The organism is Dyella japonica, assembly GCF_040545895.1.
In the GTDB taxonomy this organism is placed as follows: Bacteria; Pseudomonadota; Gammaproteobacteria; order Xanthomonadales; family Rhodanobacteraceae; genus Dyella; species Dyella japonica_D.
In genome coordinates, this window is record NZ_JBEPMU010000003.1 from 435,411 (window position 1) to 447,720 (window position 12,310).

Below are 12,310 nucleotides of genomic sequence, written 5' to 3' on the forward strand. Positions count from 1 at the left end.
GGAATGACCGGGCCGATCCCTCCCCTGGTGCGACGTCACTGTCCTGCGGGCGATCCATCCTTCGGGCCCAGCTTTTCGAACCTACGCCGCACCCCGAACCCAGGCCACTGGCCGGAAGTGTTAGCCCCGACGCATTTGCCCCGTCGCACGCGGGCTGCAACACTGCGCGCCTCTCTTGCCGCATGCCACCGCCGATGTACGTCGCCGCCCATCTCGTTGTCGCCCTCGTCGCCCTGCTCCACGTGTGGTTCCTGGTGCTGGAGATGTTCCTGTGGACGCGCCCCTCCGGCCGCCGCGCATTCGGCCTGAGCGAGGAATTCGCCAAGCAGTCGAAAGTGCTCGCCGCCAACCAGGGCCTGTACAACGGCTTCCTCGCTGCCGGCCTGTTCTGGGGCCTGTGGCAGGGTGTGGCGGGTCGGCCGATCGTGCTGTTCTTCCTCGGATGCGTGCTGGTGGCCGGCGTGTACGGCGGCTTCACGGCCAGCCGCAAGGTGCTGTGGATCCAGGCGCTGCCGGCGCTGGTCGGCCTGATACTGGTCATGCTTGCCTGAGCAAATCCGGAGCTGCCGTACTCCTGCATCGGTCGTCACGCTGTGCGATGCTTTGAAGCCTTTCCGGCGAACGCAGCCCGCGCATGAACCCCATTCACCAGGAAGCGGTCGGCAACCGCTTCGATCCACAGCACATGCTGCACGCACGCGAGCGCAGTTGGGCCGCGCTGCACGGCATCCGCGAGCGCATGCGCCCGGGCATCACTGAAGACGAAGCCAAAGCCGAAGCGGCCAAGGTGTTCACCGCGCTGGGCATGGAACGGCTGTGGCACCCGGTGATCATCCGCATCGGCAGCAACACCACCAAGACTTATCGCCAGCGTTCGGAACCCGTGCGGCTGGGCGAGAACGACATCTACTTCATTGATCTGGGACTGGTGTTCGAAGGCCATGAAGGCGATGTCGGCGACACCTTCGTCGTGGGACACGCGCCTGAACAGCAAGCCTGCGCCGATGCCGCCCGCGAACTCTTCCGCGTGACCGCCGATGCATGGCGCCACCAGGGCCTGAGCGGCGAGGCGCTGTATGCGTTTGCCGAGCAGCAGGCCGACGCGACGGGCTGGCGTCTCAATCACGAGATCAAGGGCCATCGCGTGAGCGACTTTCCCCATTCGGTGCACAAGGCGGGCGATCTGGGCGAATACGGCGAGCGTCCATCCAACGGACTGTGGATCCTGGAGATCCAGATTGCGCACCCCACCGAACCCTACGGCGCGTTCTATGAGGATTTGTTGACGGCCGACTAAGCCGGGAACCCGTCCAACAAACCGTTACAGTGCATCCGCTAGCATGCACTCACTTACCCCCGAGTGCATCGCATGTCCCCTGAGTCCTCCCATCGAGTGGCTGACGCCGCTCGATCCTCGCATGCAGATGCCACCACGGATCGGCTCAAGTTCAACGGCGACAACGTGTTTCAACGTGAGCTGCGACGGCGCGTGGAGGCTCATTTCAAGCACAGCGGACAAAAGCAGCGCGATGGTGCACGCATCTACTTGAAGACGGCGATCATCCTCGCGACCTTCATGGCGTCGTATGTGTTGCTGGTGTTTTTCGCGGCCACGTGGTGGCAGGGCTTGCTGATCAGCATTGTGCTTGGCGTGGCGACTGCTCAGATCGGCTTCAACATCCAGCACGATGCCGGCCATCAGGCGTTTTCGGAGCGCCGCTGGATAAACAAGTGCATGGCCATGACGCTGGACCTGGTCGGCGGCAGTTCCTACGTGTGGCACTGGAAGCACGCGCATTTCCACCACACCTACGTGAACATCGACGGCTATGACAGCGACATCAACCTCGGCGCGCTGGCGCGGTTCTCGCCGCAGCAGAAGCGGTATGCGCATCATCGGTGGCAACACATCTACCTATGGGCGCTCTACGGCTTGACCGTGGTGAGCTGGCATCTGCACGACGACTTCCGCGACGTCATCACCGGCACCATCGGCAAGCGACGCTTCCCGCGGCCGCGCGGCAAGGATCTGGCGGTCTTCGTCATCGGCAAACTGGTGTTCTTCACCCTCGCTTTGGGCTTGCCGCTGATGTTCCATTCGCTGGGCGCGGTGCTGCTTTGCTACGGCGTGGTCGCCGTGGTGGCGGGCCTGCAGCTGGCACTGGTGTTCCAGTTGGCGCACGCGGTGGAAGAAGCCGCCTTCCCTGCGCCCAGCGAACCAGGACGCATGAACACGCCCTGGGCGATCCACCAGCTGGAAACCACGGCGAATTTCTCGCGCGACAGCCGCGTGATCACCTGGCTCGTTGGTGGCCTGAATTTCCAGGTGGAGCACCATCTGTTTCCGCGCATCTGCCACATCCACTACCCGGCCATTTCGCGCGTGGTTGAAGCGACGTGCCGCGAATACGGCGTGCCCTACCACGCCAACCGCTCCTTTGGCGCTGGCCTGGCCTCGCACTATCGATGGCTGCGGCGCATGGGCAGGCCCGATGCCATGCCGGCTCCGCTGGTGCTGGAGCCGCTGGCGCAGAACTGACCGCCAGGCGTGCCCGTGGGCCCGACCCGGCCCGCCAAAACCCAGGCGACACAAGGTCTTGCTGTCGCCAAACCCGGCTGGCGGGCCGTTCCACGCTATCATTGGCGGCTAGCCTTCCTGCCGATTCGCCTGAATGTCCACGCATCTCACCGAAACCCGCCGCCGCCGCACCTTCGCCATCGTCAGCCACCCTGACGCGGGCAAGACCACGTTGACCGAAAAGCTGCTGCTGTTCGGCGGTGCCATCCAGATGGCCGGCTCGGTGAAGGGCCGCAAGGCCGCGCGCCATGCGACGTCCGACTGGATGGCGCTGGAAAAGGAGCGCGGCATCTCGGTGACCTCGTCGGTGATGCAGTTCCCGTATGAGGGCCGCATCGTCAACCTGCTCGACACGCCAGGCCACGCGGACTTCTCCGAAGACACCTACCGCGTGCTCACCGCAGTGGACTCGGCGCTGATGGTGATCGACTGCGCCAAGGGCGTGGAAGAGCGCACCATCAAACTGATGGAGGTGTGCCGCCTGCGCGACACGCCCATCATGACCTTCATCAACAAGCTCGACCGCGAAGGCCGTTCGCCGATCGAACTGCTGGACGAAGTGGAATCGGTGCTCGGCATCGCCTGCGCGCCGCTCACCTGGCCGATCGGCATGGGCAAGCGCCTGAAGGGCGTGTATCACCTGCTGCTCGACGAGGTGCACGTGTTCGAGCAGGGCAAGAACTTCACGCGCCAGGATTCCACCATCTTCAAGGGCCTTGACGCACCGGGCCTTGAGGAAATGATCGGCAGCGAAGCTCTCAACGAACTGCGCGACGAACTGGAACTGGTCCAGGGCGCCTCGCATCCGTTCGACATCGAGCAATACCTGGCCGGCAAGCTCACGCCCGTGTTCTTCGGTTCGGCGGTGAACAACTTCGGCGTGCAGCTGCTGCTGGATTTCTTCGTGGAGCACGCGCCGTCGCCGCGTTCGCGCGCCACGCTGTCGCGCGAAGTGAAACCGGAAGAGGAAGCGCTCACCGGCTTTGTGTTCAAAATCCAGGCGAACATGGACCCGGCGCACCGCGACCGCATCGCCTTCATGCGCGTCTGCTCGGGCACGTACAGCGCCGGCATGAAGATGATGCAGACGCGCACCGGCAAGGACGTGCGCATCGCCAACGCGCTCACCTTCATGGCGAGCGACCGCGAAATCGTGGAAAGCGCCTATCCCGGCGACGTGATCGGCCTGCACAACCACGGCACCATCGGCATCGGCGACACCTTCACCGAAGGTGAGATGGTCAGCTTCACCGGCATCCCCAACTTCGCACCGGAATTGTTCCGCCGTGCGCGCCTGCGCGATCCGCTGAAGATGAAGGCATTGCAGAAAGGCCTTGCGCAGCTGTCCGAAGAGGGCGCCACCCAGTTCTTCCGCCCGCTGATGAGCAACGACCTGATCCTCGGCGCGGTCGGCGTACTGCAGTTCGACGTGGTGGCCTATCGCCTGAAGGACGAATACGGCGTGGACGCCAGCTTCGAGCCGGTCACCGTGGCCACCGCACGCTGGATCCATTGCGACGACGCGAAGAAGCTCGAGGAATTCCGCGAGAAGAACGCCAACAACCTGGCCATCGATGCAGCCGGCGAGCTGGTGTATCTGGCGCCGTCGCGCGTGAACCTGCAGCTGGCGCAGGAGCGTTCGCCCGCCGTCCGCTTCTCTGCCACACGCGAGCACGCGACGTCGCTCGATCTGTAAAACGCGTTCAAGCACTCAGCTAACCAGCGACTCCCTCACGTCATTCCCGCGAAAGCGGGAATCCAGTGCCTTCCCGCACCATGAAAAGGCGCGGGATTCCCGCTTTCGCGGGAATGACGGTGAGCTTGATGAGCTTTTGTGGGAGCGCACTTGTGCGCGACAAAACCCTGCCCCTGTAACAAGCTCCCACCCCACTGCTACCCTCCCCTCATCACCAGGGGGATACCACTTATGCCAGCCGCACAGATCGCCTTCACCACGCCTGCGAGTGCCACACCGTGGCAACGCTGGGTGGTGCTCTCGCCCGTCGGCCGCATCGTCTTTTTCGTGGCGCTCTATCTGGTGCTGCTCAAGATGGCCTCCGTCGTGATCGGCGCCTCCGGCGCACTGGATGCAGGCACGTCTTTGCTGACCCGCGCCCTCGCCTATGCGGCGATTCGCTTGATTCCCTCCATCCTTGCCTACACCGTGCTGGTCAAGGCGGTGGAGCGGCGAAGCATGGACGAGCTGGACCCGCGTGATATTCCCCGACTGGGCACTATCGGGCTGGTCGGTGGCGCGCTGCTGATGAGCATCGTGGTGCTTGTGCTGTGGCTCGGCGGCATCTACCACGTCAGCGGTACCGATGCCGCGGTGAACTGGCTGCCGGCAGTGCTCACCACTGGTTTGGCCGCCGCCATCGACGAAGAGATCTGCACGCGCGGCGTAATATTCCGCATCACCGAAGAGGGACTGGGTACGTGGTCGGCCCTGGTCATCTCGGCGGTTCTGTTCGGCGCAGCCCATATCTTCAATCCGGGCGCCAGCATGTGGAGTTCACTGGCCATCGCCATCGAAGCCGGCGTGCTGCTGGCCCTGCTCTATCACGTGACCCGTTCGCTATGGCCTTGCATCGGCCTGCACGCAGCATGGAACGTGATGCAGGGCACAGTATTCGGCATTCCCGTGTCGGGCACGGAGGCACACGGCTGGCTGGTGTCCAGCCGCACCGGCCCGGACTGGCTGAGCGGCGGCGTGTTCGGCGCCGAGGCATCGGTGGTGGCGCTGATCGTCTGTTCGGCCTGCTCGGCACTACTGCTCATCGTGGCGATACGGCGCGGCACCATCGTGCCGCCGGCCTGGCGCCGGGCCGCGATCCATACCGCCTAACGTCAGCTACCGCCTTCACAAAACTGCGGATACCCTGATGGGAACCGCCCCGGCCTGGCAGGATTGCCAGGCCTAAAAACTGTGAAGACGTATGGCCGCCCCGAAAACCCGCTATTCCTGGCTGGCCCACCAGCCGATGCAGCAGAAAATCCTGGTCGCGATCGGCACCCTCGTGCTGCTGTTCGTGATCTGCGGCGTGGTCAGCCTGCAATCGCTTGCCCGACAGGACACGAGCGCGCAATGGTCCAGGCACACGTACGACGTGCGCGCCAGGCTCGACGATGTGATCGAACACCTGCAGGCCAGCCAGATGGCGCTGCGTGGGTACCTGCTCAACCCGGAAGGCCCGGAGCTGGCTGCACATCAGCAGGCAAACGCGGCGCTGGCCGCTGATCTGGAAAAGCTGCGTAGCCTGACCAACGACAACCCGCTGCAGCAGACCCGCATCGATCGCATCGAGTCGATGGCCGGCCAATGGCAGAAAGACGCGCTGCAGAACGGCATCGAGCCGATGCAGGCGATCCATGCGAGCGATGCCGGCGAAGCGGCGATGGAACGCGCACGCGTTCAAACCAGTTACCTGGCCCGTCGCACGATTTTCGTGGCCGATATTCTCGGTGTGCTCAAGGAGATGGACAACACCGAAGCCGGGCTCCTGGACGAACGCAAGGCCACGCAAGAGCGCGACGTGCGGGAAGTGCGCGCCATCACCTGGATCACCATGATGCTGAGCCTGCTGCTCGGCGGCTCGGTGGTGTACATGACCTTCCGCCTCGTCACGCGGCCCATTCGCCGCATGACCGACCTGATGACGCGCCTGGCCGAACATGACCACACGGTGGAAATCCGCCAGCTGGAGCGCCGCGACGAGATCGGTGAGATCGCCCGCGCGCTGCAGGTGTTCAAGCAGATGTCCATCGAAACCGCGGCGCAGACCTGGGTGAAGACGCAGGTCTCGCAGATCGCCAGCGACCTGCAAAAAGTGGAAACCGAGCGCGAGTTCGCCGAGCAGCTCACCGGCACGCTGGGCCCGCTGCTCGAATGCGGCGTGGGCGTGTTCTACCGTTTTGACGAACAGGACCGCCGCCTGCGCCTGCAGGGCAGCTACGGCTACCAGCAGCGTCGCCACCTAAGCACCGAATACGCGCTGGGCGAGGGGCTGGTCGGCCAGAGCGCGCTGGAACGCAAGCCCATCACGCTGCAGGACGTGCCCGACGATTACGTGCGCATCCATTCGGGCAGCGGCGAAGCCTCGCCGCGCGCCGTCACCGTGTTGCCGCTGCTGCTGCGCGACAAGCTGCTGGGCGTGCTGGAGCTGGCCAGCTTCCACCATTTCACCGAGCCGCAGCAGCGCCTGTTGAACGAGCTGTTGCCGATTGCTGCGCTGTCACTGGAAAACCTCGGCCGCGCGATCCGCACGCAGGACCTGCTCCAGCGCACCAGCGAACAGGCTGACGAGCTGCGTGCGTCGGAAGAAACCTTGCGTCGCCAACAGCAGGACCTGCAGGTCACCAACGAAGAACTCAACGCGAAGACGCACGAGTTGCAGGAGCAATCGCAACGCCTGCTCGCGTCGGAAGAAGAACTGCGCGTGCAGACCGAGGAACTGCAGGCCTCCAACGAGGAGCTGCGCCAGAAGACCGACACGCTCAACCAACAGAAGCTGGTGCTGGAAACCCTGCAGCGCGAGACGCAGGAGAAGGCGGAAGAGCTGGCGCGGGCCAGCCAGTACAAGTCCGAGTTCCTCGCCAACATGTCGCACGAGTTGCGCACGCCGCTCAACAGCCTGCTGATCCTCTCGCGCAGCCTCGCCGACAACCGCGAAGGCAACCTCGACGGCGAACAGGTGGAGTCGGCGCGCATCATCCACGATTCCGGCAGCAACCTGCTGCGCCTCATCAACGACATCCTCGACCTGTCCAAGGTCGAGGCCGGCAAGATGGACGTGGTGCTGGACGATTTCCCGCTGGCGGATCTGGAACGCGCGCTCAAGCGTACCTTCAACCACGTGGCACAGGACAAGCAGCTCGACTTCATCGTGAAGATCGACCCGGGCCTTCCCGAAACCTTGCGCACCGATGCCACCAAGCTCGAGCAGGTGGCCAACAACCTGATCGGCAACGCGTTCAAGTTCACGCGCCAGGGTTCGGTGACGGTGCACATCGGGCGTCCTTCCGCCGCCGTTGCGTTACCGCCGTCGCTGCAGGGCAAGGATGTGATCGCCATTGCGGTCACCGACACGGGCATCGGCATTCCGCCGGAGAAAGCGCAGAAGATCTTCCAGGCGTTCGAGCAGGTCGACGCCAGCACCAGCCGCCAGTACGGCGGCACGGGCCTGGGCCTGACCATTTCCAAGCGCATCGCCGAGTTGCTCGACGGCGACATCCTGTTGCACAGCGATGTCGGCCACGGCAGCACCTTCACCATCCTGTTGCCGCTGCAGGGGCCGTCCGGCGCGGCTGCCACGTACGCGCCGGCCACCGCAACCGCGACGCCCTCGGCGCGCCCCGCCATGACGTCGGCGCTGCTTCCAGAAACCATCGAGGACGATCGCGAAGAGATAACCGCAAGCGACACCGCCATTCTCATCATTGAGGACGACCCGGTGTTCGCACGCATCCTCGCCGACATGGTTCGTCGCAAGGGCTATCGCGTGCTCGCCGCGGCGGATGGCGAATCGGGCTTGCAGCTGGCGACGCGCTATCGTCCCACCGGCATCCTGCTCGACGTGATGCTGCCGGGCATGGACGGCTGGACGGTGATCGAGCGCCTGAAGGAAAACGCAGCCACGCGGCACGTGCCCGTGCACTTCATCTCCGCCGTGGACGAGGCCAACCGCGGCCGCGATCTCGGCGCCGTGGGCTTCCTCACCAAGCCGGTCAGCCGCGAAGCCATTGGCGAGGCGTTCGATCGCCTGCTGCATTTTGCCGAAGGCCGCATGCGTCACCTGCTGATCGTCGATGACGACGCCGATTCGCGCGCCGCCATGCGCACGCTGTTGCGCAACGACGAAGTCACCATCGAGGAAGCCGGCAGCGCCGAGGAAGCGCTGGAACGCATGGCCCATACCCGTTACGACTGCATCGTGCTCGACCTGGGTTTGCCTGGCATGTCAGGCGTCGAATTCCTTGAGCAGCTCTCCGCCAGCGGCAGCATTCCGCCAGTGGTGGTGTATTCCGGACGCGAATTGAGTCGCGAGGAAAGCCTCAAGTTGCGCCAGTACACGGACAGCATCGTGATCAAGGGCGCGCGTTCGCCCGAGCGCCTGCTCGACGAGGTGAGCCTGTTCCTGCACAGCATCCAGGGCGGGCGCGCGCGTCAGGTAGCTGGTGGCGTGGCGGTAGCAGTGGCGGCGCCGTCGCCCGCGCCTGACGCCGGCGAACTGCTCAACCGCAAGGTGCTGCTGGTGGATGACGACATGCGCAACCTGTTCGCGCTGTCCAAGGTGCTGCGTGGCTGGGGCATGCACGTGACGATGGCGCAGGACGGCCTGAAGGCGCTCAAGGCATTGGCCGACAGCGACGACATCGAACTGGTGCTGATGGACGTGATGATGCCGGTGATGGACGGCTACGACACGATCCGCGAGATCCGCGCGCAACCGCGCCTGGCCAAGCTGCCCATCATCGCGCTCACGGCCAAGGCCATGCGCGGCGATCGCGAGAAGTGCCTCGAGGCGGGTGCCAACGACTATCTGTCCAAGCCCATCGACATCGACAAGCTGTCGTCGATGATGCACGTGTGGCTGCATCGATGAGCAAGGCCGCCAGCAAGGCGAAAGCGACCGATACAGCGCTCGAGGACATCGAGATCGAGCTGTTCGTGCGGGCGCTCAAGCTGCGTCACGGCTACGACTTCACCCAGTACGCACCCGCGTCGCTGCGGCGGCGCGTGTTGCAGCTGGCGCATGCGCATCACGCCGACACGGTGAGCGCGCTCACCACCCGCTTGCTGCACGAGCCGGATTTCCTGCCACTGGTACTGGAAGGCCTGTCGGTACCGGTGTCGGAGATGTTCCGCGACCCGGACGTGTTCAAGGCGCTGCGTGAGCAGGTGTTTCCCGTGCTCGCCTCCTACCCGCAGATCAATGTCTGGCAGGCCGGCTGCGCGCACGGGCAGGAAGTCTATTCGCTGGCCATCCTGCTGGAAGAAGCAGGCTTGTACGAACGCACGCAGATCTACGCCACCGATTTCAACGAGGCGGCCTTGAAGCACGCGCAGGAAGGCATCTACCCAGCGAAAGAGGCGCAGCTGTGGTCGCGCAACTATCTCGCCGCGGGCGGCAGCCACACGCTGGCCGACTACTACAGCGCGCGCTACGAGCTGATCAAGCTGGACCAGCGGTTGCGCCGCAACGTGATCTTCGCCAACCACAACCTGGTCACCGACGAAGTGTTCTGCGAAGCGCACCTGGTGCTGTGCCGCAACGTGCTGATCTATTTCTCCGATCCGCTGCAGGACCGCACGCTCGCACTCTTTCGCGACAGCCTGGTGCGCGGCGGCTTTCTCTGCCTCGGCACGCGCGAAAGCCTGGACTTCGCGCCTTCGGCCACCGACTTCACGCCGGTGGATGCGGCACGCCGCATCTATCGCCTGGGGTCGCGCAACGCGGGCAAGGAATAGACATGGCCACGCCACAGGCGATCGTGATCGGTTGTTCGGCGGGAGGGCTGACGGCGCTGGAACACTTGCTCGCCGGCCTCGACCCCGCCCTGCCCCAGCCGATTGCCGTGTGCTGCCACACCGGCTCGGCCACGGTCGATCTGTTGTGCGAACTGCTGGCCAAGCACGCCACGCTGCCGGTGGAAGAAGCACGCGAACGCGCACCGATGCGCGGCGGCGTCATCCACGTGGCGCCCAGCGGTTATCACCTGCTGGTGGAAACCAGCCGGCGCTTTGCGTTGTCGGTGGACCAGCGCGTCAGCTTCGCGCGGCCGTCCATCGACGTGTTGTTCGAATCCGCCGCCGAGGCCTATCGCGAGGCGCTGATCGGCATCGTGCTCACCGGCGCGAACAGCGACGGCGCGGACGGACTCCTTCACGTGCGGCAGGACGGGGGACTGGCCATCGTGCAGGAGCCCTCGGATGCCGAAGTGCCCACCATGCCTGCCGCCGCGCTCGAACGCGCCGGCGCGGATCATTGCCTTCCCCTGGCGGCCATCGCGCCGCTGCTCAATCGCCTATGCCTGCCATGAACCTGCCAGCCCCCAAGATCCTTGTCGTCGACGATACGCCGGCCAATCTCGTCGCCATGCGGCACCTGCTCGCTGACAGCGGCGCCGAACTCTACGAAGCCGACAATGGCAACGCGGCGCTGGCGCTTTGCCTGGACAACGAGTTCGCGCTGATCCTGCTCGACGTGAACATGCCCGAGATGGACGGCTTCGAAGTGGCGTTCCTGATCGGCGAAGACGAGAAGCTGCGCGAGACGCCGATCATTTTCGTCACCGCGGCCTATGCGGACGACATCAACCGTGTGCGCGGCTATCACTTCGGTGCGGTGGATTACATCGCCAAGCCCATCAACGACATGATCCTGCAGTCGAAGGTGCGTGTATTTCTCGAGCTCTACCGTGCACGCGCCGCGCTCAAATCCACGCTGGCCGAACTGGAGGAACGCAACGATCAGCTCAACTCGGAAATCACCGAGCGTCGCCGCATCGAGGCGCAGATCCGCCACCAGGCCACGCACGACATGCTCACCGGGTTGCCCAACCGCACGCTGTTCCACGACCGCCTGTTGACCGCCATGCAACGCGTGCCACGGCACGGGCCCGGCTTTGCGCTGGCCATGCTCGACATCGACGGCTTCAAGGGCGTGAATGACAACCACGGTCATCCGGCCGGCGATGCCTTGCTCAAGGCCATCGCGGAACGACTCGGCGACCAGGTTCGCAGCAATGACACGGTCGCTCGCCTAGGCGGCGACGAATTCGCGCTGATCCTCGAAGACGTGTCGGATGAGGCACTGCTGATGCGCCGCTGCGAAGAAATCGGCGTAGCCCTCGCCGCGCCCTATCCACTCGAAGGACGCCACGGCGCGTTCGAGGCCGCCGTCAGTGCAAGCATTGGCGTGGCGATCTGGAAGGGTGACGGACAGGCCGACGAAGACCTGATCCAGGCCGCTGACCGTGCGCTCTACCAGGCCAAGGATGGCGGCAAGAACTGCTGCGTGATGGCAGCTTGAATCAAGCCGCTTTGCGCGGCGAGACCCACATGTCGATACGGGCGCGGAACACATCCTCGCCTGCTTCGTTGCGCACCTTCACCAACACCGGCCACGCATAGCCGCTGGACGCTTCCCGCGCCGGCGACTCGGGCTCGGCCAATGCCACCAGCGTGCCCTTGGCCTTGGCCAGGTATTCCACCGTCATGCCCTTGGGAATCCAGCGCATGCTCGAAGGAATGGTCACGTCGGTCATCATGCCGGCCGTGAGTTCGGCGGCATTGCACAGGGCAATGGCGTGCACGGTGCCGATGTGGTTGTGCACGCGGCGGCGGTCGCGAATGGCGACTTCGCAGCGCCCAGGTTCCAGCGCGAGAAAACGCGGCGCGATGGTGGCGAAGTAAGGTGCTTTGAAGCAGATCAGGCGTCCATAAAGCCAGCGGCCACCGGGGAGAGACACAAGGCGGCGATAGAGGGAGAGCGCTTGGTTCACCGTGGCATTCCTTTGAGTGATGCGCAGGGGGTGTTGCCAGGATGGAGCGTCGGATTGGGAAGTCGCTGGATCCCAGCGTTCGCTGGGATGACGAGCAAGACCTGCTTTCGCTTCACCGTTGCGCGGTCGTCCCTCACCGTCATCCCAGCGAACGCTGGGATCCAGTGCCTTCAGCGCAATACGCGCGCCAGCGAAAAGGCGAGGCTCCGTCAACAACGGAACCTCGCC

The 12,310-nt window shown here is 64.6% G+C and carries 10 protein-coding genes; 9 read left to right on the forward strand and 1 reads right to left on the reverse strand.

The features are described from left to right. Positions 1-194 precede the first annotated feature (194 nt). The 9 genes from ABIC75_RS12200 (at position 195) to ABIC75_RS12240 (ending at position 11,610) form a co-directional block, all read left to right on the forward strand. Complete coding sequence (locus ABIC75_RS12200) at positions 195-551, forward strand: DUF1304 domain-containing protein (protein ID WP_354014123.1); 357 nt, start codon at positions 195-197, stop codon at positions 549-551. 83 nt (positions 552-634) lie between these two features. Beyond that, complete coding sequence (locus ABIC75_RS12205) at positions 635-1,297, forward strand: M24 family metallopeptidase (RefSeq protein WP_354014124.1); 663 nt, start codon at positions 635-637, stop codon at positions 1,295-1,297. Positions 1,298-1,369: 72 nt separating this feature from the next. Further along, positions 1,370-2,539, forward strand: a complete 1,170-nt coding sequence (locus ABIC75_RS12210; RefSeq protein ID WP_354014125.1) for a fatty acid desaturase family protein — start codon at positions 1,370-1,372, stop codon at positions 2,537-2,539. Positions 2,540-2,672: 133 nt separating this feature from the next. Next, positions 2,673-4,274, forward strand: coding sequence for a peptide chain release factor 3 (locus ABIC75_RS12215; protein ID WP_354014126.1), 1,602 nt, complete (start codon positions 2,673-2,675; stop codon positions 4,272-4,274). 231 nt (positions 4,275-4,505) lie between these two features. Then, positions 4,506-5,423: a CPBP family intramembrane glutamic endopeptidase gene (locus tag ABIC75_RS12220; RefSeq protein WP_354014127.1), complete on the forward strand. Its 918-nt coding sequence runs from the start codon at positions 4,506-4,508 to the stop codon at positions 5,421-5,423. A gap of 91 nt (positions 5,424-5,514) precedes the next feature. Next, positions 5,515-9,180, forward strand: a complete 3,666-nt coding sequence (locus ABIC75_RS12225) for a response regulator (protein WP_354014128.1) — start codon at positions 5,515-5,517, stop codon at positions 9,178-9,180. Continuing rightward, positions 9,177-10,046, forward strand: a complete 870-nt coding sequence (locus ABIC75_RS12230; protein WP_354014129.1) for a CheR family methyltransferase — start codon at positions 9,177-9,179, stop codon at positions 10,044-10,046. The genes ABIC75_RS12225 and ABIC75_RS12230 overlap by 4 nt, the downstream gene beginning before the upstream one ends. A gap of 2 nt (positions 10,047-10,048) precedes the next feature. After that, positions 10,049-10,618: a chemotaxis protein CheB gene (locus ABIC75_RS12235; protein ID WP_354014130.1), complete on the forward strand. Its 570-nt coding sequence runs from the start codon at positions 10,049-10,051 to the stop codon at positions 10,616-10,618. Beyond that, on the forward strand, positions 10,615-11,610 hold the full coding sequence (locus ABIC75_RS12240) for a diguanylate cyclase domain-containing protein (protein ID WP_354014131.1): 996 nt from the start codon (positions 10,615-10,617) through the stop codon (positions 11,608-11,610). The genes ABIC75_RS12235 and ABIC75_RS12240 overlap by 4 nt, the downstream gene beginning before the upstream one ends. A gap of 1 nt (position 11,611) precedes the next feature. Here ABIC75_RS12240 and ABIC75_RS12245 read toward each other — a convergent pair whose 3' ends face one another. Next, on the reverse strand, positions 11,612-12,082 hold the full coding sequence (locus ABIC75_RS12245; protein ID WP_354014132.1) for a hotdog fold domain-containing protein: 471 nt from the start codon (positions 12,080-12,082) through the stop codon (positions 11,612-11,614). Between the last annotated feature and the right edge of the window lie 228 nt (positions 12,083-12,310).